The organism is Streptomyces sp. NPDC002206 (assembly GCF_053593595.1).
This window is the reverse complement of sequence record NZ_JBSFCW010000023.1, coordinates 90578-110535: the sequence shown is the minus strand read 5'-3', so window position 1 is coordinate 110535 and position 19958 is coordinate 90578. Positions and strand designations below refer to the sequence as shown.

The window sequence follows — 19958 nt, the reverse complement described above, 5'->3', positions numbered from 1 at the left end:
CGGGCAGAAGCCGTCCGTGACGGCAACCTGCCCGCTACACTCCCACCGCTCGACGTTTCCCCAGGTCAAGCCACAAAGTACTGCTGGAGTACTAGTACTCCAGCCGGACTTCGGTATTTGGGCTGGTCAGCGGCCTGGTGGCGGGGAGTTTAGCCGGGGCGTCACAGGCGTGCGAGGGCTTTGGCCATCTGGTGCCGACGAACAGGTAGCCGCGTCGCATGTAGTGGCAGTGGCGGGCGCGCGCCTGGTGGCGTCGTCTCCACCGTGACCAGTTCACGGCGTGGTCGCGGTGTTCTCGGGGTGGGGGGCCAGCTGCCAGGAGACGGCGGATCTCGGCTGGTGTGAGGTCCACGAGGTCGGGCGTGTCGTCGTCCCGGCCCCCTTTTCGCGTTCCAGAGCGGCCATGGCCGCGAGGAAGGCGTGGGCGAGCAGGGCGAGGGTGATGTGCCGGTACCAGCTGGTGTAGCGGCGGACCTCGTACTCGTCGAGGCCGCATTCGTTCTTGGCGCTCTGGAAGCACTCCTCGATCTTCCAGCGGCATCCGGCGATCCGGGCGAGGTCCGCGAGAGTGGCGTCGAGCGGGGTGCTGGCCAGGAAGTAGGCGATGTCGTCGGGGTTGGAGATGCTGCGGCGGGCGAGTATCCACCGTCGCCGGGTGGGCTCGTCGCCGTCGCGTTCCTGGACGACGGGCAGGAGGGCGCCGGCCCAGTCGTAGACGCGTTCGCCCTTCGCTCCGGGGCCGGCGGACAGGCGTTGCCAGGCTTGCGGCGGTGCCTCGCGGCGGAAGCGGTCCTCAATGCGAGGTCCGTGGACCTGCTGGGACTTGGGCACGGCCACGACGTAGTGGAGGTGGAGGTCTTCGATGAAGCGGCGGAAGCGGCTGTCCTGTCCGTAGGCGGCGTCTGCGGTGACCCAGTTGAAGCGGAGCGGGGAGTCATGGGCCCGGCGGATCATGTCGCGGGCGAGGTCTCCCTTGGTGGCGAAGACGCGGTGGTCAGGAACGTGCGCGGCCCGGCAACGGTCCACACGGTCGGTCCAGGACCTGGGCAGGTAGAGCTCGCGGTCGACCAGGGCGTGTCCCCGGCCGGTGGCATAGGCGGCGAACAGTCGGGTAGGACCGCCGCATTGCTGCGGCGGTCCCCCCTCAGAACCGGCCGTGCGGGCTTTCCCCGCAGCTCGGCTCAAGCAAGTCCCTGGAGCTCGCAGGCGTGCAGTGCCGCAGGATCCTTGCCGGCGGCGAGCCGTCATCGACCTTCGCCGCAACGGTCTGGATGCACTCGCCACCCCCGGCCGTGCCAGCCGGGTTCAACCCGCCCGCGGAAGCGGGCAGGCCGACAGACTCGTATGTCGAGGCGAACGGCACCTCGTCACAGTTCACCTTGTCCGGTGTCGGGACGGGGATCTGCGGACGGAACTCCGGGTGCAGGAAGGTCTTCGAATGAGGCACGAATCCCTTGGTCGGAACGTACCCGTCCGCCCGGTTGCCGCCGTAGTAGCCGCAGGCCCGGTTACGGATCTTCTTCTTCGTCCACGTGGAGTCCACACGGCCGTTGTCCGCGTCGGGGCGGTAGTGGAGCGGCTTGGCGATGGTCCCCAGGCTCTGGACCCCGGACTTGTTCTGCACCATCCACAGGTGGGCCGCAGCGGCCGGGTAGCGGGCAGCATCCATCTGGTACTCAGGAACGTACTGCGTCAGCACACATCCCGGCACGCCGTAGGAATCGACCTTGTCGCAGCGCACATCGATGCCGGGTGAGCGGGCATCGCCACCGTCAGTGTCTTGGTCCTTGCCCTCGAGCGGCTCGTACTCGCTCTCTGGGTTGAAGATGAACCAGACCGGCAGCTCCCTGGACAGGCTGGCGTCGGCGGGGCCGACGCCGTTGGTGGAGCCGTCCCACTCGTGCGTGGCGGTACCGGTGGCCATGTGGGAGTCGACAGGCGTGCCGTCGCCGCCGCCCTTCCAGCTGAGGTCGCCGTAGAAGTCGAAGTTCTTCACGTCTCGGCCGTCAGAGGCACCTTCGCAGGCACTGCTATAGCACATCGAATCGATGTGGGCGATGGGGTTGCCGTCGCCGAACAGCACGGATCTGTCATGCCCGGGGAAGTCGTTGTAGACCGGGTTCATCTGGATCCATGTCTTGATCGTTCCGTCGTGTGGGTCGGTCTTGACCTGGAAGGCGATCTCGAACTTGGCGTGGTGTTCTTCGGTCTTGATGCCGTTGAGGTAGTACTCCTTCGCGTAGTTCAGGTCGTAGAAGACGCAGGCTTCGTTACGGGTGATCAGAGACTTCTGGGCCTCCCCGAACAGCGACGGCTGGCACCAGGAGCCGGTGACGATCGGATCAGGGTAGGACGAGGCCCGCGTCTTGTTCTGCTCGGCAAGTTCCCTCGCGGCCTTACGGGTTCCTTCCAGCGACCGCTCGTCCTTCGGCGTGATGGTGACCGTCTCACCGCCCTTGCTCACGGTGCGCGACGAGCTGCCCTGCTTCTAGTCGGCAATATGCTGTGGGGCGTTGACGTATGCCGCGACGTCGGAGCTCAGGTCCGGTTGCGGCAGCTTGATGTCGATCTTCTGGGCGCGGTTGTAGTCCCGGTTCCCGGCGGTGAACCCGTAGTCCTTGATCGGGCCCACGTTGCCCGCCCGGTCCACGGTGCGCGTCTGCGTCACGTGGTTGCCGTCGGTGGCCGGGGTCGCGGCGTAGGAGGCTTCGGGCGCTACGGCCCTGGTCGGTGTGGTGGTGCGTACCGATGCCCAGCCGTAGTTCTCAGCGTCGTCCTCGTACGGGTCGAAGCGGTACTGCACCTCGTATGGAGACGCATCGCCGGTCGTGACGTCGAAGCGGCCCTCACCGTCACCGTGACCGGAGTCCTCTGCCTGATCGGTGCGGTGGCCGCCGTCGTCGGCATCAAGAGCCGAGCTGAGGAGGCGGAGGACGGCAAGGAGGATGTGGTGATCGCCGCTGCTCACTGAGCACCGGCGCATGCGTGAGAGCGGCGCCTGCCGAGGGTGCGTCCGGCCCCCGGCAGGCGCCGCTCTGTAGCGGTGGATGGTGTTCTCCTCCTCTTCGCCGGGCTTGTTACTTCGCCGCGGCTTCCGACGCGCCGCCCCGCTCGGTGGCGGAGGGCTCGGCCGGGGACTGAGCGGGGGAGCGGTGAGGGCGGACGCCGATCATGCCGACGGCGGTAAGGACCGCGGCCAGGGCGGCCGCGATGCCACAGATGAGGAAGGCGGTGCTGAAGCCGCTGCCCAGCGCGTCGAGGGCGAGGTCGTGCGCCGCCGATCCCGGAACGCCGGGCGGCAGGCTGTTCACGGCGATGGGTCCCCCCTCCGCGGCGATCGCGCGCGCGGCTCCCAACTGGTCCGCCGGCAGGTCCGCGACGTTCAGTTTCGACGTGAACGCCGTTCCCGCGTTGCTGAGGGCGACCGCGGTGACGACGACCGGGCCGAGCGCGAAGCCCAGATCGCGAAGCATGTTGGTCGTGGCGCTCGCCATGCCCGCCAGTCGCGGGGGCACGCTGTCCAGCGCCACGGCCGTCACTGAACTCACGCACAGGGCGAAGCCGACGCCGATCAGCAGTGCGGGCACGACGAGCGCGGTCAGGTCGGGGTCGGTGACATCGAGCCGGGTGCACAGGAGGCAGCCGACGGCCATCAGGACGAAGCCCGAGGTCAGCAGCCAGGTCGGGGCGACCCGGTGCAACAGCCGGGAGACGACCGGTATGAGGACGAACGCGGGCCCTTGCAGCAGCAGGAACGGGACGGCGACGCGAAGCGGGTCCTGGTGCTGCACCGGTCCGAGCCACATGGCCGTCGCGAAGCATGCGCCGAGAAAGGCAAGCATGCCGATGACCGCGACGACGGACGCCACCGTGAAGGCCCGGTTCCGGAACAGGGTCAGGTCGAAGATCGGGGACTTGGCACCCAGCTCGACCACCACGAAACCGGTGAGGAAGCAGAGTCCGAGGAGGAAGGACAGGATGACGGGAAGGGTTGTCCAGCCCGACTCGGGCCCCTCCACGGCGGCGTACAGCACCAGGACCAGACCGACGGCGAAGGCGATCTGACCGGGTATGTCGAGCTCTCGGCCCTCAGGTGATTTGGACTCCGAGGTCAGCGCAAGGGTGAGCACCACGCTCACGGCGGCGAGCACCACGAGCACCCAGAAGGAGCCGCGCCAGGAGCCGACCTTGGCGAACGCCCCGCCGAGGAAGGGCGAGACGGCCGCGCCGGCGGAGAGGAACCCGCTCCACAGGGCGACGGCGTGGGCCCGTTCCCGGGCGTTGCGGGTGACCGACGCGAGCATGGTGAGCGAGCCGGGGAACAGGGCGCCGGCGCCGAGACCGTTGAGCGCGGCACCGACCCAGAGGACCTGCACGTTGGGCGCGACCGCGGCCACGGTGCTGCCGGTGGCAACGAGGCCAGCTCCCACGGTGATCAGCTTCTTGCGGCCGAACAGGTCGCCGAGCACGCCGAAGGTGAATTCGAAGCAGACCACCGCGATCATGAAAGCCGCGGTGATCCAGGTCAGTTGGGAGCCGTGGGTGTTCAGGTCCTGCTGGAAGAGTCCGAGGAGGGATGCCGGCAGTGCGTTGGCGACCTGCGCCACGAACACCGCACAGCAGGTGGCAGCCAGCGTCCCCGCGTAGCCCGGCTTCCGGGCCGCCCCCGCGGTGGGGCCGTGGGACGTCGCCGTCCCGTTGTTGAGCGTCATTGCTTCTCCCTGGCTGGGAAGGTGAAGTGCCCCGCCGTCGGGCGGGACTGGCTTCGGCCGACTGCCGAAGCCAGGAGAGGGTGAGCGTTGCGGTCGCTCACCGTTCTCGCCGGGACCCTGGACCCGGGTACGCCGACGGGCTTCTCGTCGAGCGCTGCGGGTCTGTCCTGTAGGGACAGGTGTGGCGAGCCGCTGCCGTACTCGAGGTGGAGGGGGGAGGGCACAGTAAGACAGGCGCGGTGCCCTGGAGAATGGCATCTCGCTTTACGTCACGTCAATGAAATGTTCGTCGTTTAAGTGAAATTTCCTCGGCGTAAGGGTCGGACTGCCTCGGCGGGGCGACACCCTTTGCGGGCGGCGGTGCGGGCAGGACTCAGTGCGCCGCGGCCAGGTCCGCCTCCAGCGCGCGTGCCGCGACGCTGAGTGTGGCGATCAGCGACCGGAGACCGTGGGGGTCGTAGCGCACGCTGGGCATCGACACCGACAATCCCGCCTGTGCCGTCCCGTCCCGGTCGCGCACCGGCACCCCTACGGCGACGAGTCCGCGCTCGGAGCGCTCCTGGTTCACGGCGAATCCGTTGCGGCCGATGAGCTCCAGCTCGCTCCGCAGCTGCGCGATGTTCTTCCTGCGTGCCCACCGACGGGCCGGTGTGGAGCTGCTGACCGACCAGATGGTCATCGACTACGAGCACACCGACGGCGGCGCCCGGATCCTCCTGGAGAACGGGCGGACCGAGGAGGCGCCGGTGATCATCGCCGCCGACGGCCTGCACTCGGTGGCCCGGCGCAAACTCGTCGGCGACGACGTCGTCAGCTCCGACTACGTCGCCTATCGCGCGGCCGTCCCGATCGACAAGGTGCGCGACAACGGCACCGCGGAGAAGGACGTCACCGTGTACGTCGGCCCGCGCTGCCACTTCGTGCAGTACGCCCTGCGCGGCGGCGAGATGTTCAACCAGGTCGCCGTGTTCGAGTCGCCGAAGGCGCTGGCAGGGAAGGGCGACTGGGGCACGCCGGACGAGCTGGACACGGCCTTCGCGGCCACCTGCGACACCGTGCGCAAGGGCATCCCGCTGATGTGGCGGGACCGCTGGTGGCAGATGCTCGACCGGGACCCGATCGAGACGTGGGTGCACGGCCGGATCGCCCTGCTCGGCGACGCCGCTCACCCTCCGCTGCAGTACATGGCGCAGGGCGCGATCATGGCGATCGAGGACGGCTGGGTCTTCGCCCAGCACGTCGCCCGCCAGTCCATCGGGAACCCCGGAGTTCCGGACTGGGACGCCCTACTCGCCTCCTACGAGGCCGTCCGCGTCGAGCACTGTCGCCGGGTGCAGTCCACCGCCCGTGCGTGGGGCGACCTGTGGCACCTGGGCGGCGAGAAGCGGCTGCAGCGCAACGCGATCATGCGCCGGCGGGACGCCCACGACTACGGCTTCACCGACTGGGTGTACGGTCCCACCGCGCTGGCCCCGGACGAGGAACCCGCGATGTTCACCCCGATCCCGCTGTCCTCCGCCCGGCTCGAGGAGATGGGCGTCGAGGGTGCGCTCGCACAGACGGATGTCGAGGACGCGGACGCCCCCGCGTTCGTGGGAGGCATCGCCAAGTGACCGACGCCTTTCCGTGCACGGCGGCACAGGCACCGTTCGGCCGGCTCAGCGGCGCGCTGGGCCGGCGTCCGCCCCGATGATCTGGGCGCCACCGCGCTGAGGGGCGTACTGGCCAAGGCTTCGGACCTCGACCCGGCCGCGGTCGACGACGCGGTGTGGGGGCAGCGCCAACAGCGCCGGCGATCCACGGCACCGGGAATCGCGCGAACGGTGACATGTCGGCTTACAGTGCGTCAGGGTTGAGTGCAACGCGTATTGCGTGAAGCCGGTATGTGCGCTCGACGTACAGTGGCGCGTTAGGATCCAGTCATGGCGAACCTTCGTGAGGCGCAGAAGCAGATGACGCGCCGTCTGCTGCTGGAGTCAGGACTCGAGCTGTTCAAGACGAAGGGGTACGCCGCCACCACGGTCGACGACATCGCGACTGCGGCGGGCACCACGCGAGTGACCTTCTACGCCTACTTTTCTTCCCGCAGTGAACTGATGAAGGCACTCATCGACGAGCAGCTCAACGAGACGTTGCAGCGTGTCGGCTCCCCTGAGCACGGCTCGACGGCGCAGGACCTCGTCGCCACCGTCGTCGACGGGACGCCGGAGGCGATCATGGCGTGGCTTCGGCGAACCGCCGACAGCTGGCCGGCCATCCGGCCCATCATCCGGGCCGGCCGCGACGCCGCGGTGGTCGATCCAGAACTCACCGACCTGGTCGAGCGATGGTTGGAGGAGGCCATCAGCGACATCGAGGACGGACTGACGACGGCTGGGCGCCTCGAGCCCCATCAACGCCACTTTCGGGGCGTTCTTGCGATGGCTCAGCTCGATTTCGTCGCCCAGAACTGGGATCGTGCCGACTGGAAGCTGACGCGTGACCAGATGCTCGATGAGCTCGGCGCCAGTTGGGTACAGCTACTGACCTGACCACGCCCGCGGGACTGGGCGTGCGAGGGAGGGCGGGGCCGCGCTGTTCAAGCGGTTCGGGAACATCGACGCGCGGTCGATGCGCCACGATTCTCGGGACACCAATGAGATCGTCCGCGCGATCGAACTTATCGCTCCCGGCTTTGAAGGAGCCAGGCCATGCGCGTCGTGATCGGCGTCGCTGCGCCCAGCGACTCAGCCATCTCGAGCACCGCGACGAAGAGCTCTGCGACTTCCTTTTCAAAGATCATTCGAGTGGTGGATCATGGTGTGATGCTACGTCGGCATGAACTCACGGACCAGGAACGGGAGTTACTGGCTCCCCTCGTACCCCGGGCCGTGACCGGAAGACCTCGGGTTGACGACCTTCAGGTCATCAACGGAATGGTCTACAAGATCCGCACCGGCATCACCTGGCGTGACCTGCCCGAACGCTAAGGCCGTGGAAAACGGTCTACACCCGCTTCCGCCGATCCGCCCTGGAGGGCGTCTTCACCCACGCCCTCCAGCAAGTCCAGGCCCAGGCCGATGCGGCCGGTGACGTCGATTGGCTGGTCCAGATCGACTCCACTGTCGTCCGCGCACACCAGCACGCCGCCGCCGGCCGACAAGGGGGCCCGCGGATTCCGCGCCTACCTGCGACGACGCGGCATCGGCCACACCATCCTGGACGAGTTCAGGCCCCACCTCCACCAGCGGTGGAACGAAGGCTGCCGCTCCAGCTCCCAGCTGCTGCAAGAGAACCGAACCTTGGGCTACCAGGGCAGCATCCAGACCATCCAGCGATACCTTCGCCCGTTCAAGTCCTCCACCATCCCACCGCCAGCGCCCCGTCCAGCTCCGAGGCCACGCCGCATCGTCCGCTGGATCATGACCGACCCTGGACACCTCCAACCGAAGGACGCCACCGACCTCAAGGAGATCCGCACCGCCTGCCCGGAACTGGACGCCGTCACCACGTCCGCGACTTCGCCGCCATGATGCGCGACCTGCGTGGGGACCAGCTCCCCCCGTGGATGGACCGAGTCCTCAGCGACGACCTGTCCTCCCTGCACTCGCTCGTGTCCGGCCTGCGCCGCGACCAGGACGCCGTCACCGCCGGCCTGTCCACACCCTGGAGTTCCGGCCAGGTCGAGGGTCAGGTGACGAGAGTGAAGCTCCTCAACCGCCAGGGCTACGGCCGCGCGAACCTCGACCTCCTCCGCAAACGCGTACTCCTCACGGCCTGACCCACCCGATCACAAGATCAGCGACAGAGCCGAATATCGCGATCGTCCACAGTCACATGCGCACGTACTGCTCGGTGTCCTCGGCGAAGTCCTTCAGCGCTTGGTCGGTCAGTGTCGGGCGGGTCTGCGCAATAGCCTGGAGGTAGTCCTCTGTGCTGGGCGGTGTGCCTTTCCCGTGGGTGACTTCGCGTTCGAAGGCGGTCTGCGCTCCCTTGCGTGCCGCGAACTCGATGTCGGCCGGTGTGAACATCTCGCTGGCTTCCGCCAGGCGTTGCAGGTCGACATCGGCCGCGGCGGGGCCGACATAGCGCTGCCAGACCGCCGTCCGGGCCACCGGATCCGGAGGGCCGACGGGGATGACGTAGTCGAAGCGGCCCGGCCGTAGGAACGCGGGGTCGAGGGAGCGGACGGAGTTCGTGGCGCAGATCAGGAGCCGGTCATCGTGGTCGCGGAAGCCGGGTATCAGCTTGAGGAGTTCGTTGGTGACTCCGTGAGCGGGGTCGACGGCCGTGCCGGACCGGACGGAGGCGATCTCCTCGACCTCGTCGATGAAGAGGATCACCGTCTCCAGCTCGGCCAAATCGGTGAACGCCTCGCGCAGCGAGGTCGCTAGTCCTCCCTCCCCCGATGATGCGAGCCGGGAGGGGAAGAGTTCCACGAAGGGCCACTCCAGCCGGGAGGCGACCCCTTTGGCGAAACTGGTCTTGCCAGTGCCCGGCGGCCCGAAGAGGATGACCGCTTTCGGCGGCATCACTCCGTACTGCTCGGCGAGCGTGGGCCGGGCCAGCGGCAGCACGATCCGCCGCTCGATGGTCTCCTTCACCCGCTCCATTCCCGCGAGGCTGTCCCACAGGCCCGCAGGCACCATCCTTCCCCCGAGTTCCGCAAGGAGCCCGGCGTCGCTCGCGCCGAGGTGCTCGACCTTCTCGTAGAAGACGAGCCCGCCGCGGGACCGGTAGCCGGAGTGCTCCAAAGCAACGGATCCGGTCGCCCCCGGTGTGAGGAGCGCACCGATCCGGCGGACCCCCTGTGACCGCAGGCGCCGCTCGATCTCGGCGATCAAGGCGCTTCCGATCCCGCGGTTACGCCACCCCACGCCCAGGGCCACCAGGGTGATCCAGCCCCGTCCGCCGTGAGCCTGCGCCACGGCGATGCCCACCAGCTCGTCACCGACCACCGCCACGACGGCCGGCCCGCCTGCCCTGGCCGCGGTCACGACCTCCGATACGGGGAAAACGGCAGGTGCCTCGTCCGCCTGCTGATTCTGGTCCCAGATCTGGATGGCGCGGTCCAGATCGTCGTCGTGGAAATCCCGCAATCGCCACGTCGGCATCGTCCCCACCTTCCTGAGGAGGTCACCGCCGCTGTCCCGGGGCATGGCGGTCCTCCCGGCACCGGATCCTTGCTTCATTCTCCGCGCCATCGTCACGCAGGCGCACGTCGAACGATCTGCCGATGACGGCAGGGCCGTCAGATGCGACTCTCCCCGGGCTGCATCGGGCCCGTGGCCCGCTTCCTTGCCCTCGCCCGGCTCCCGGCCGCGCGTGCTGGAGGAGCGGGACGAGCTCGCGTGTCAGAAAGCCGGCGGAAGGCCGCTGGATGTACGCGCGGGCGGCGGCGAGGTTCTCGGTGAACTGCGCGTCAGCGGTGTCCCACACCATGCCGAGCTCTTCCAGCTCATCCGCCCGGGTGCTGGACATGGTCCCGGCCCGGTACGCCCTTTTCTGGTCGGACAGCCACCGGCCCAGTGGGTAGGCGCCCTTCCTGGTGTTCGTAGGGGACGTCCAGCGCCCTCCCGCTCGAAGTACCGTCGGGCGGTGTCGTAGCTGCGGGCCCAGTCCTGGCGTTCGGTGTCGAGGATCTGGAACTTGACCCACTTCGCGACCATCATCGGATCCCTGGGGGCCGCGAACCGGAGCAGCAGCCGAGACTCCTCCTCACCATCCTCCGGCTCCGGACCGATGTACTGCGACGGATCAACGACTTGCTTCTGGTTCTCTTGCGGAATAGCGAGCATTTCCACCGCACGCTCATCATGCGCCCGCAGCCCCCAAGAACCTTCACCAAGGGGCGATACGAAGGGGAAGTGAACATGTCTTCCGGCCGCTCACTCCGCGCCAGAAACACGGGCACAATCAGCGTCGCAACCTTGCCCTGCCCGGGTTTCTGACGCAGCGCCCGGCCAATAGCCTGCACGATATCCACGGCCGACCCCTTCGGGTCCAAAAGCGCCACCGCCCGGATATCAACGCCCCCACCCGGGCAGGGCTGATGCGTTCTCAGTGAGTGATCTTGAGGAGTGCGGTGGCGTGATCCGGGCGTGACCGGTAGTGGTCGGCTGCGGCGGCGATGTTGTTCCAGCCGGCCTGGCGCATCAGACCAATGGCAAGGTTGCGTAGCGTGGCCATGAGGCGGGGTGCGGTGCCGGTGCGGATCCGGGAGGCGCCTTCGCCGTAGGTCACGTCGCGCACGTGGTGCAGGGCTTCCACTGAAGTTCCCCCAAGGCCGAGTAGCTACTTGCCCCTGAAAAAGGGTTCGGGCTGGTGGCGGGGCCGTCGCTGAGGTGCGGTGACACGGCGTCCGTGGGCATTGGACCGTACTTCACCGGCTGAGGACGGCCATCCGCTGGAGGTTGTAGGCGAAGACCCCGAGCCCGGCCCAGGTCTGGGCACCGGTCAGGCGACGGAGACGGGTGCGGCGGAAACCGAAGTTGCGCTTGAGGTGGCTGATGCGGGCATCGATGCCGACTCTCCAGTTGCGCATGCGCCGGAAGGACCGGGTGCGTTCGTATTCGCGGCGAGCCTTGCCCGGTTTCCCCGCGCGCTGCAGGCCGATGTGCTTCACGCCGAGTTCGGCCAGGGCCACGTCGTTGGCCGCGGTGCCGAAGCCCCGGTCGGCGACGACTGTGCCAGGCGTGTGGCCGGTCAGCGTGGTCACCCGCTCGACTGCGGGCACCAACTGCGGCGCGTCGGCAGGGATCCCGCAGTGGAGCAGGTGATCGACGACGAAGCCGCGTTCGTCCTCGGCCACCAGCGCGGTGTAGCCGAACTGGGTCGGACGCTGAGGCTTGCCCTTGCGGATCGGCCGGGCATCGGGGTCAGCCAGGGAGACCATCCGGTCCGGGATCGAGCGGATGCCTGCCAGCCGCTGCGCGGTCTCCTCCAGCAGTCGGCGGGTGCCCGCCACGGTCTCAGCCAACTCGGCCACCACTCGCGCGAGGCGTCCCGAAGGCCGCTCGCGCAGTGCCCGGCGGGCATTGCGCTCCACCGCGGCCACTTCCCTCACGGTGGCCCGGGCCACCGCGGCGATCTCGCCGGTGAGCCGGTCAATCTCGCCCATGGCCTGGCCGGTCCGGCGCCGTAGTGTGCGTGAGATCTCCTTCAGACGGCGTCCTGCCGATCGGCTGCGATCACGGAACCGGGTGCGTTTGGCGGCGCCCGCGGCTTTGATCCGCCGCACCAGCCGGAACACCGTCGGCGCGCCGCGGGCCAGCGAGGACGTCTACCGAGGGAGGCGGCGAGGTCGTGGGCGAGCGCGTCGTCGAGATCTCCCGCCCGGCGGTGCTTCGGCCGCTGCGCCAGGGTGGCAAGCGGACATGGCCTACCGATCGGCCGCCGCAGCGGCCCGTAGATCCTCGGCCGTCAGTAGCGACAGAAGCTCGATGTTCTGGACTGCGAGAGCATCGGCGCCTCCTTGCTCCCGGTCGATCACGCACAGAGCTTCGCCCACCTGGGCGCCCAGGCCCCGCAGGTCCGCGGTCGACAGCACGATCTGACCGCCGCTGGTGACCACGTCTTCGACGATCGACACCCGGCGGCCCTCGACCTCGGCGAGACGGCAAGTGCCATACGGTTTGGCCCGCTTGCGCACGAACGCGCAGGGCAGCCCCGTGTGCCGACCGAGCGCAGTCACCACGGGGATGCCGCCCATCTCCAGGCCGGCCAGCACCTCCGTGCCGGACGGCACCAGCAGGGCCATTTGCCGGGCAATCTCGTCCAGCAGAACCGGATCTGCCTCGAACCGGTACTTATCGAAGTACTCCGTGGCCGTGCGTCCAGACCGGAGTGTGAACTGGCCGGTCAGGTGAGAGGCTGTATGGATACGGAGAGCAACATCGGAATCCGTCACAGGCAACCATTCTCCCAGGCTCCCCGCCCAGTCAGGACACCGTCTCCCTGCACTGGGGCATTACAAGATCGCCCGGACAGGTTATCGACAGGTCAACATCGGTGAGCCTGACCTCGTCGCTCATGGCGATACCGAGCAGCGGCAGCTGAGCCATGCGCGACACCTCACCATGTGCGCTCGCCAGTCTCAATCGCCGTGCGGAACCGGGCTTGTGGCACTCGGGCGAGCCTGCCGCCAGGTTGCTAGGAGCTCGGGGTCCGCGGGGTGACGATGCCCGTGCCGGGAGCGGACAGTTCCCGGTGTTGTGGCCACCAGGCAGGGAGCAAGTCATGCATGCACGGCGAAGGACGGTCCTCACGGCAGGCGCGGCGGGCGCCGTGGGGCTGGTGACCGCTTGCGGCTCGTCCGGGGACGGGGACGGGGACAGGAGTACGGCCGCGGCACCGGAGACCTCCCGGGCCGCGAAGCCGAGCACCAGGGCAGGTGCGGCGAGCGCCGATGGTTCCGTGCCGGGAGGCGAGGTTCTCGGCAAGGCTTCAGACATTCCGGTCGGCGGCGGCAAGGTCTTCGAGGAGCAGGAGGTCGTGGTGACCCAGCCCAAGGAGGGCGAGTTCAAGGGTTTCTCCGCCGTCTGCACACATAAGGGGTGCATCGTCGTCGCGGTCAGCGATGGCACCATCAACTGCCCCTGCCACGGCAGTCGGTACAGCATCGCGGACGCGGCGGTCGTGGCCGGCCCCGCGCCGCAGCCGCTGGCTGTCGAACGGATCACCGTCACCGGTGGCACCATTCGGCTCGGATGACGGGTCTTGGGACTGACGAGCTCGCATGTCTCCGTATCGCGTACTGCTTCGTTGATGCTGCCCGATATCACGATGAGTGACGCCCGCAGAGGTCCGTGCAGTGGTCTGTCTCAGTAGAGCCATCGGTCGAGAAGCTCCGGCCAGATGAATCACGCGCAGCCGGCGAAGGCTGCTGGATCGATCTTCCTCCTGCAACACGCTCTAGTCGAGCACCACGCTGTCGTCTTGGAGAGACGGCTGCCGGGTACGGCTGTCAATGCTGAGGTGTCCGCGCGTGTGCCCGTTTCGGGTCCACGCCGTTGCCCGCTTCGGCGCTGAGGGTGGTGCGTATCGCGCTCAACCCGGTGGATCAGCGGCTTTTTGAGTGTCGCCGCAGGCCCGACCGCCAAAAGGTTGTGCGTGTTAACCACCCGCTAACTCGCCAGGCCCTTGGCGCTGGCCGCCGGGTTCATAGCGTCGTGGACGAGGCGGCATTCCGGTCGGCTCCTTCGCGAGCGCAGAGGTGTTCTCCATGCGTCGTACGTTGTCAGCCCTGGTGTCTGGCCTCGTGGTCGTCACCGGGGCAGTGGCCTGCTCTTCCTCACCCGGATCCTCCGGCTCGTCGTCCTCCGGGTCTTCGACCACCGCCGCGCCCCCCAAAGAGGTGAATCCGGCCGGCGACATCCCCGACGACCAGGTGTTCGTGGCCTGGTCACCGTCCGGCGGCGGATACATGGTGAAAATTCCCGAGGGCTGGTCCCGCCAGCAGGCTGGCAAGGCCACCGTGTTCAGTGACAAGTTCAACAGCGTCCGGATCGACCGGGGGTCGGTCAACACCGCGCCCACCGTCGCCTCCGTACGCTCGGTCGACCTCCCGGCTATCCAGCAAAGAGCCAAGAACGTCACGGCGGGCAAGGTCAGCACCGTGCAGCGCAACGGTGGCAAGGCCGTGCTCGCCCTGTATCAGGCGGATTCGGCCACCGACCCCGTGACTGGCAAGAGCGTGCGCCAGGACGTGGAGCGGTATGCCTTCTGGAAGAACGGCACCCAGGTCGTGATCACTCTGTCCGGCGCCGTCGGCGCCGACAACGTGGATCCGTGGCGCATCGTGACGGACTCCTTCCGGTGGACGCCATGACTACGCCGCTCACCGCCGACTCGCTGTACCGGTTTTTCCGCACGGGCGAGGAGGAGACCTTCGCGCTCCAAGGAGTGGGACTGTCCGTGGAGCGCGGCGAGATTGTCGCCGTGACTGGTCCTTCCGGTTCCGGCAAGACGACCTTGTTGAGCTGTCTGGCCGGGCTCGACGAACCCGATGGAGGTACCGTCCGCATAGCCGACGAGCGCATGTCTCACCGCAGTGAACAGCTGCGCAGCCGACTGCGGGCCCGGCACATCGGCGTACTGTTCCAGTCCGGCAATCTGCTGGACCACCTTACGGTCGACGACAACATCCGGCTCGTGCAGCGGTTCTCGGCGACGCCAGACCGGCCCACCGCGCACGACCTGTTGCGGGACGTCGGGATCACCTCACGGGCGGGCGCGCTGCCAAGGCAGCTGTCCGGCGGTGAAGCTGCCCGGGCCGGGCTGGCCGTGGCTCTGGCCAACCGCCCCGCGGTTCTGCTGGCGGACGAGCCGACCGGCGAGATCGACGGGGAGACTGAGCGCCGCATCCTGGCTCTGCTGCGGGAACGGGCGCGGGCCGGGACCGCGATGGTGCTGGTCACCCACTCCCGGGCGGTGGCCGCCGTCGCCGACCGGGTGCTGAGACTGCGTGACGGGAGGTGGGTGCGGTGACCGGCACCCACAGCGCACCGGCCGGAGTGTCAGCCGAGGCCGGTGTACCGCTGGTGCAGTGCCTGGATGCGGCCCGTACCTACGGGACGGGTCCCAGTGCCGTGGTGGCCGTGCACGGGGCGAACTGCGCGGTTCACGCCGGTGCGAGGATCGCCGTGGTCGGCCCCTCGGGCTCCGGCAAGTCCACCCTGATCCACCTGATGGCCGCCCTTGACCGGCCCACCGCGGGCCGCGTCATCCACCCCGGACTTGCCCTCGGCAACCGGACCAACGCCACCTGGAACGGCGATACTCGGGCCGGCGGCGCCGGGAAGCGTCAGTCCGGGAAAGACTCGGACATTCTGCCCGCCCGCGAGATCGGCGTCGTCTTCCAGGGCCCGAGCCTTCTGCCCCCGCTCACCGCGGTGGAGAACGTCGCCCTGCCCCTGCTCATCGACGGCGTCGGCGGGACCGAGGCCACCGAGCGGGCATTTGAGGCCCTGTACGGACTGGGTCTCGGCCCGCTCGCCATGAAACTCCCCGACGAGATGTCAGCGGGCCAGGCCCAACGTGTCGCCGTCGCACGGATGCTGGCTCGCGGCCCCCGGCTGATCCTCGCTGACGAGCCGACCGGCCGGCTTGACCGGGAGACCGCCCGCCAGGTCCTGAACGCACTGCTCGACGCCGCCGAATCGCTGGGCGCTGCCGTTCTCGTCGCCACCCATGACGCCCGGATCGCCGGCGCTCTCGAAGAGCGTTGGTACATGGCCGACGGTCGGCTCATATCACCTGAACAACCTTCCCGTGAACGTGAGTTGCGATGATCAAAATCTGGCTCTCCGGTCTGCTAAGAACCCGCAGCGGACGTCTGACGGGAACCGCGCTCGGCGTGATGGTGGCCGTCGCCCTGCTCGCTGTGCTCGGCGGCTTCCTGTCCACCACCCGCACCACCATGACCTCGCAGTCGGTGCGTTCTGTGGCCGTGGACTGGCAGGTGCAGGTGGCCACAGGCGCACAGCCGCAGAACGTCTTGGCCGCCATCCGGGACCTGCCCGGCACCAGGGCTGCTCTGCCGGTCGACTATGCACAGGCCGACGGGCTGACCGCGCACACCGGTGGTACGACGCAGAACACCGGGACGGGCATGGTCCTCGGTCTTCCCACCGGTTACGCCTCCGCGTTCCCCGGCGAGGTACGGCTGCTGGCCGGCCGGGCGCAGGGCGTGCTCCTCGCCCAGCAGACGGCCGCCAATCTGCACGCGGCCCCCGGGGACACGATCCGCATACAGCGGGCGGGCGGGCTGCCGTCGGTAGCGGTACGGGTGTCCGGTGTCGTTGACCTGCCGCTGGCGGACTCGCTGTTCCAGAAGGTCGGTGCCCCGTCCCAGTCGCAGCCGTCCGCACCGCCGGACAACGTCGTGCTGATGCCCGCGCGGAGCTGGCACACTGCCTTCGGTCCGCTCGCCTCCGCCCGGCCGGACCTTGTGAAGACGCAGATCCATACCCTGCGTAGCCACGCCCTGCCCGCCGACCCGGCTGCGGCGTACACGACCGCGACCGGCAGCGCCCACAACGCTGAAGTCCGGCTCGCCGGCACTGGTCTGGTCGGCGACAACCTCGGCTCGGTCCTGGACGCGGCCCGGTCCGACGCCCTCTACGCCCAGTTGCTCTTCCTCTTCCTCGGGGTACCCGGCGCGGTCCTGGCCGCGTCCCTGGCCTGGGCGGTCGCTCAGTCGGGGGCAGGCCGCCGCCGCAAGGAACAGGCGCTGCTTCGGACCCGCGGGGCGACTGTCGGCCGGCTGGTGGGTCTGGCGGGCGTGGAGGCCGGTGTCGTCGCCGTACTGGGTGCGGCCGGTGGTCTGGCACTGGCCGTGCTGGTGGACCGGCTTGCGTTCCATGGCGGCGGCATTCCCGCGGCCTGGGCGCTGGCCGCCTCGGGCGTCGGGTTTCTCGTCGCGGCGGCGACGGTGCTGCTGCCTGCCCGGTTCGATGCCCGCCGCGCCACGGTTGCCTCGGGCCGTACCGCCGTCGCCCGCAGGTCCGTTCCGCGCGCCGCGTGGTGGGTGCTGGGCGGCTCGCTGCTCGCCGGTTCGCTCGCGGTGTTCCGTGCGACAAGCGGAACAAACTACGCCCTGGTCCTGGCGCCGGAGGGCACGCCGACCCTTTCGGTCGACTACTGGGCGTTTGCTGGTCCCGCACTGCTGTGGGCCGGGGGCACCGTGCTGGCGTGGCTGCTGGTGGACCTGACTCTGCGCCGGGGCCGGCCGGTGCTCGCATGGCTATTCCGACCGGTGGCGGGCTCCCTGTCCGGCACGGTCACCGCGGCCCTGTCACGGCAGCGCGGCACCGTGGTCCGCTCCGTGGTGCTGCTGGCGTTGGCCTGTGCGTTCGCTGTGTCGACCGGGGTCTTCAACTCCACCTACCAGCAACAGGCCAAGGTTGATGCCGTGCTGACCAACGGGGCCGATGTCACCGTGACCCGGCCGGTGCTCACGGCGTCGGACACGGCGAAGCTGGCGGCCGTGCCGGGGGTGCGGCATGTGGAGCCGCTTCAGCACCGGTTCGCCTATGTGGGCGCGGATCTGCAGGACCTCTACGGGGTGCGGCCCACGAGCATCGTGGGGGCGGGCCGGCTCCAGAACGGCTACTTCTCCGGTGGTACGGCCCGGTCGCTGATGGACCGCCTCAGTGCGCGCCCGGACGGGCTGTTGGTCAGCGCCGAGACCGCGCACGACTTCGTGCTGCACCCGGGAGACCAGGTGCGGCTACGGCTGACCGATGCCCGGACGGGGCAGTTGCGTACGGTTCCGTTCCGCTTCGAGGGCGTCGTCAAGGAGTTCCCGACCGCTCCGAAGGACAGCTTCCTGGTCGCGAACGCCTCGTACATCGCGCGTATGACGGGCAGCGATGCCGCCGGAACGCTGCTGGTTGACACCGGGGGCACCGGCCAGCGCCAGGCCGCCGCGAAGGCGAAGCGAGTGCTGGGCCCGAGCGCCCACGTCACAGACCTGCCCTCGTCGCAGACGGTGGTCGGCTCCAGCCTGACCGCAGTCGATCTCGCCGGCCTCACCCGGGTCGAGCTGGGCTTCGCCCTGGTAATCGGCGCGGCGGCGGGCGGTCTCGTCCTCGCGCTCGGCCTGGCCGAGCGCCGTCGCACCCTTGCCCTGGCCTCCGTGCTGGGTGCCCGGGGGCGCAGACTGGCCGGGTTCGTGTGGAGCGAGGCGGCATTGGTCGCGGTGGCGGGTGGCGCCTGCGGTGCTGTGCTCGGGTGGGCGCTGTCGCAGATGCTGGTGAAGGTTCTCTCCGGGGTCTTCGACCCGCCCCCGGACCATGTGGCCGTGCCGTGGGCCTACCTCGCCTCACTCGCCGGTGTCACAGTGGCCGCCCTGGCCGCGGCGGCCTGGGCGGCGGCACGGCACGCGAAGCGGCCTCCGCTGACGGAGCTGCGGGAACTGTGACCGGGATGGGGCCCAGGCCGGTTCGGATCAGAGCGACGGCGGGGCCGCCAGCAGCCAGGTGAAGCGGGGACGGGGCCGGGGCCGGGAGACGAAGAGTCTGCCGCCCTCGGCCTCGGCCAGTGAACGAGCCAGGGCGAGGCCGATCCCGTGCCGCCCCGCATCGTCCCCGTCCCGACGGGCGAACACATCGCCCCCGGGTTCCGCCCCGCGCTCCGGCAGTCCCTCTCCCTCGTCCTCGACCTCGACGGCGACCACCCCGGCGGTCTCCTTCACCCGTACGGTCACCGTTCCCCCGCCGTGCGTCGCCGCGTTGGAGAGCAGCACGTCGAGGATCTGCCGGGCGGCCCGCTGCGAACCGAGCGCCTCGGGCAGCGATTCGGCTACCTCGATCTCCAGCCGCCGTCCCCGGGCGGCGAGTGGACCGTGCCAGCTCTCCTCGGCCCGGTCGAGCAGCGCCGCAATGTCGAGCGGTGCGCCTTCGGGTACATCCCTGGCGAGGGTCAGCAAGTCATCGAGGGTGATTTCCATCCGGTCGAGCTGACGCAGCGCCGAGTGGGCGGCCGCCCGCCGGTCCGCCTGAGGTCCGGCCCCGAGGGACAGCTCCAGTTCCAGTCGTACGCCGGTCAGCGCGGTGCGCAGTTGGTGCGAGGCATCCGCGCTGAAGGCCCTTTCCCGCCGCAGGAGTTCACCGATCCGAGTGGCAGCGCGAGCCAGGGCGTGGCCGACGGCGTCAGGTTCGGCGAGGCCTGACGGGTTTGCCCTGGCCGTCAGGTCGCCGCCCTCCATCTCCGCAGCAACATGCGCCAGTTCCTCCAGCGGGCGGGCCAGCCGCCTGCTGGAGCGGACGGCGAGGAGCGCACTCACCCCCACCGCGGCCGCGCCGAGTGCCAGCATCCCGGCCCAGGTCAGCGCGGCCCTTCGGAGCGGCTGGGCGGACGGGGAGCTGACCCGGACGACCGCCCGAACCTGCTCGGAGCCGCCCGCCGGCACAGCCGCAACCAGGCTGCCGCCGATCCGCCGGGTGTCGGCACGGCCCGTTGCAGCCTTCTGCACGGGGGCATCGCCGCTCGGCGGACCGGCCCCGAGCACGCGGCGTGCATCTGGCCCGTACACGGCGATGTGGGTGCCGCTTTCGCTCCGGGGCAGCTCGACGGGGTCACGATCCGTACCGGTGAGCCGGCTCGGCAGGCTGAGCGCGACCTGCGCGGCCAGCTGCTGCAACTCCTGCTCCTCGTCCTGCTGGTAGAGCCGCAGGGCGGCGACACCGAGCGGCAGAGCGAACAGCAGCACCGCGCAGGCGACGGCGAGCACAGTCGCCTTCAGGATGCTCCGACGCACAGCAG

19 protein-coding genes and 2 pseudogenes are annotated in these 19958 nt (G+C 69.2%); 9 read left to right on the top strand and 12 right to left on the bottom strand.

Annotated features, from left to right (window positions below):
- Positions 1-273 precede the first annotated feature (273 nt).
- The 5 genes and pseudogenes from ACWCP8_RS30385 to ACWCP8_RS30365 all read right to left on the bottom strand — a co-directional run.
- A pseudogene (locus tag ACWCP8_RS30385) lies at positions 274-1176 on the bottom strand (IS701 family transposase); the annotation flags it as partial.
- Positions 1145-2464, bottom strand: coding sequence for a hypothetical protein (locus ACWCP8_RS30380; protein WP_451119345.1), 1320 nt, complete (start codon positions 2462-2464; stop codon positions 1145-1147). The gene ACWCP8_RS30380 and the pseudogene ACWCP8_RS30385, both read right to left, overlap by 32 nt.
- A 24-nt stretch (positions 2465-2488) precedes the next feature.
- Positions 2489-2968: a hypothetical protein gene (locus ACWCP8_RS30375; RefSeq protein WP_451119343.1), complete on the bottom strand. Its 480-nt coding sequence runs from the start codon at positions 2966-2968 to the stop codon at positions 2489-2491.
- Between the two features lie 109 nt (positions 2969-3077).
- On the bottom strand, positions 3078-4712 hold the full coding sequence (locus ACWCP8_RS30370; protein ID WP_451119342.1) for an MFS transporter: 1635 nt from the start codon (positions 4710-4712) through the stop codon (positions 3078-3080).
- 373 nt (positions 4713-5085) lie between these two features.
- Positions 5086-5280: an IclR family transcriptional regulator domain-containing protein gene (locus tag ACWCP8_RS30365; protein ID WP_352269789.1), complete on the bottom strand. Its 195-nt coding sequence runs from the start codon at positions 5278-5280 to the stop codon at positions 5086-5088.
- A gap of 19 nt (positions 5281-5299) precedes the next feature.
- On the opposite strand from ACWCP8_RS30365, the gene ACWCP8_RS30360 reads away from it, so the two are divergent.
- The 4 genes from ACWCP8_RS30360 (at position 5300) to ACWCP8_RS30345 (ending at position 8472) form a co-directional block, all read left to right on the top strand.
- Positions 5300-6325: an FAD-dependent monooxygenase gene (locus ACWCP8_RS30360; protein ID WP_451119339.1), complete on the top strand. Its 1026-nt coding sequence runs from the start codon at positions 5300-5302 to the stop codon at positions 6323-6325.
- A gap of 309 nt (positions 6326-6634) precedes the next feature.
- Complete coding sequence (locus tag ACWCP8_RS30355) at positions 6635-7243, top strand: TetR/AcrR family transcriptional regulator (protein WP_352269786.1); 609 nt, start codon at positions 6635-6637, stop codon at positions 7241-7243.
- A gap of 159 nt (positions 7244-7402) precedes the next feature.
- A complete protein-coding gene (locus ACWCP8_RS30350; protein ID WP_451119337.1) occupies positions 7403-7681 on the top strand; it encodes a transposase in 279 nt (92 codons plus the stop codon).
- Between the two features lie 539 nt (positions 7682-8220).
- Positions 8221-8472: a transposase gene (locus ACWCP8_RS30345; RefSeq protein WP_451119335.1), complete on the top strand. Its 252-nt coding sequence runs from the start codon at positions 8221-8223 to the stop codon at positions 8470-8472.
- A gap of 52 nt (positions 8473-8524) precedes the next feature.
- Here the strand turns inward: ACWCP8_RS30345 and ACWCP8_RS30340 are convergent, their stop codons facing one another.
- The 6 genes and pseudogenes from ACWCP8_RS30340 to ACWCP8_RS30315 all read right to left on the bottom strand — a co-directional run bounded on the left by ACWCP8_RS30340 (position 8525) and on the right by ACWCP8_RS30315 (position 12754).
- Entirely contained in the window at positions 8525-9805 is a 1281-nt protein-coding gene (locus tag ACWCP8_RS30340) for an ATP-binding protein (protein ID WP_451119333.1), read from the bottom strand.
- Positions 9806-9827: 22 nt separating this feature from the next.
- Positions 9828-10349, bottom strand: coding sequence for a helicase associated domain-containing protein (locus ACWCP8_RS30335; RefSeq protein ID WP_451119331.1), 522 nt, complete (start codon positions 10347-10349; stop codon positions 9828-9830).
- Positions 10350-10751: 402 nt separating this feature from the next.
- Positions 10752-10943 carry a hypothetical protein gene (locus tag ACWCP8_RS30330; RefSeq protein ID WP_451119329.1) on the bottom strand — a complete coding sequence of 64 codons (192 nt, stop codon included), beginning with the start codon at positions 10941-10943 and terminating at the stop codon, positions 10752-10754.
- Positions 10944-11073: 130 nt separating this feature from the next.
- Positions 11074-11940, bottom strand: a pseudogene (locus ACWCP8_RS30325) (transposase); the annotation flags it as partial.
- Between the two features lie 132 nt (positions 11941-12072).
- On the bottom strand, positions 12073-12600 hold the full coding sequence (locus tag ACWCP8_RS30320) for an orotate phosphoribosyltransferase (protein WP_451119327.1): 528 nt from the start codon (positions 12598-12600) through the stop codon (positions 12073-12075).
- A gap of 31 nt (positions 12601-12631) precedes the next feature.
- The gene (locus tag ACWCP8_RS30315; protein WP_352269776.1) at positions 12632-12754 is read right to left on the bottom strand and encodes a hypothetical protein; all 123 of its coding nucleotides are present in this window, start codon (positions 12752-12754) and stop codon (positions 12632-12634) included.
- A 175-nt stretch (positions 12755-12929) separates the two neighbouring features.
- Here ACWCP8_RS30315 and ACWCP8_RS30310 point away from each other — a divergent pair, with 175 nt between their 5' ends.
- The 5 genes from ACWCP8_RS30310 to ACWCP8_RS30290 all read left to right on the top strand — a co-directional run bounded on the left by ACWCP8_RS30310 (position 12930) and on the right by ACWCP8_RS30290 (position 18615).
- A complete protein-coding gene (locus ACWCP8_RS30310) occupies positions 12930-13403 on the top strand; it encodes a Rieske (2Fe-2S) protein (RefSeq protein ID WP_352269774.1) in 474 nt (157 codons plus the stop codon).
- Positions 13404-13914: 511 nt separating this feature from the next.
- Positions 13915-14520 carry a hypothetical protein gene (locus tag ACWCP8_RS30305; protein WP_352269773.1) on the top strand — a complete coding sequence of 202 codons (606 nt, stop codon included), beginning with the start codon at positions 13915-13917 and terminating at the stop codon, positions 14518-14520.
- Complete coding sequence (locus ACWCP8_RS30300; protein WP_352269772.1) at positions 14517-15179, top strand: ABC transporter ATP-binding protein; 663 nt, start codon at positions 14517-14519, stop codon at positions 15177-15179. The genes ACWCP8_RS30305 and ACWCP8_RS30300 overlap by 4 nt, the downstream gene beginning before the upstream one ends.
- Positions 15176-15982 (top strand): ABC transporter ATP-binding protein, encoded by an 807-nt coding sequence (locus ACWCP8_RS30295; RefSeq protein ID WP_451119324.1) that lies wholly within the window; start codon positions 15176-15178, stop codon positions 15980-15982. Before ACWCP8_RS30300 ends, ACWCP8_RS30295 begins: the two co-directional genes overlap by 4 nt.
- Positions 15979-18615: an FtsX-like permease family protein gene (locus tag ACWCP8_RS30290; protein ID WP_451119322.1), complete on the top strand. Its 2637-nt coding sequence runs from the start codon at positions 15979-15981 to the stop codon at positions 18613-18615. Before ACWCP8_RS30295 ends, ACWCP8_RS30290 begins: the two co-directional genes overlap by 4 nt.
- Before the next feature lie 27 nt (positions 18616-18642).
- Here the strand turns inward: ACWCP8_RS30290 and ACWCP8_RS30285 are convergent, their stop codons facing one another.
- The gene (locus tag ACWCP8_RS30285; protein ID WP_451119321.1) at positions 18643-19953 is read right to left on the bottom strand and encodes an ATP-binding protein; all 1311 of its coding nucleotides are present in this window, start codon (positions 19951-19953) and stop codon (positions 18643-18645) included.
- Positions 19954-19958: the final 5 nt, after the last annotated feature.

Coding starts and splice junctions, on each gene's coding strand:
- ACWCP8_RS30370 (WP_451119342.1), bottom strand. CDS start 4,712: ATGACGCTCAACAACGGGACGGCGACGTCCCACGGCCCCACCGCGGGG.
- ACWCP8_RS30360 (WP_451119339.1), top strand. CDS start 5,300: ATGAGCTCCAGCTCGCTCCGCAGCTGCGCGATGTTCTTCCTGCGTGCC.
- ACWCP8_RS30355 (WP_352269786.1), top strand. CDS start 6,635: ATGGCGAACCTTCGTGAGGCGCAGAAGCAGATGACGCGCCGTCTGCTG.
- ACWCP8_RS30350 (WP_451119337.1), top strand. CDS start 7,403: ATGCGCGTCGTGATCGGCGTCGCTGCGCCCAGCGACTCAGCCATCTCG.
- ACWCP8_RS30345 (WP_451119335.1), top strand. CDS start 8,221: ATGATGCGCGACCTGCGTGGGGACCAGCTCCCCCCGTGGATGGACCGA.
- ACWCP8_RS30340 (WP_451119333.1), bottom strand. CDS start 9,805: ATGCCGACGTGGCGATTGCGGGATTTCCACGACGACGATCTGGACCGC.
- ACWCP8_RS30315 (WP_352269776.1), bottom strand. CDS start 12,754: ATGGCTCAGCTGCCGCTGCTCGGTATCGCCATGAGCGACGAGGTCAGG.
- ACWCP8_RS30310 (WP_352269774.1), top strand. CDS start 12,930: ATGCATGCACGGCGAAGGACGGTCCTCACGGCAGGCGCGGCGGGCGCC.
- ACWCP8_RS30305 (WP_352269773.1), top strand. CDS start 13,915: ATGCGTCGTACGTTGTCAGCCCTGGTGTCTGGCCTCGTGGTCGTCACC.
- ACWCP8_RS30300 (WP_352269772.1), top strand. CDS start 14,517: ATGACTACGCCGCTCACCGCCGACTCGCTGTACCGGTTTTTCCGCACG.
- ACWCP8_RS30290 (WP_451119322.1), top strand. CDS start 15,979: ATGATCAAAATCTGGCTCTCCGGTCTGCTAAGAACCCGCAGCGGACGT.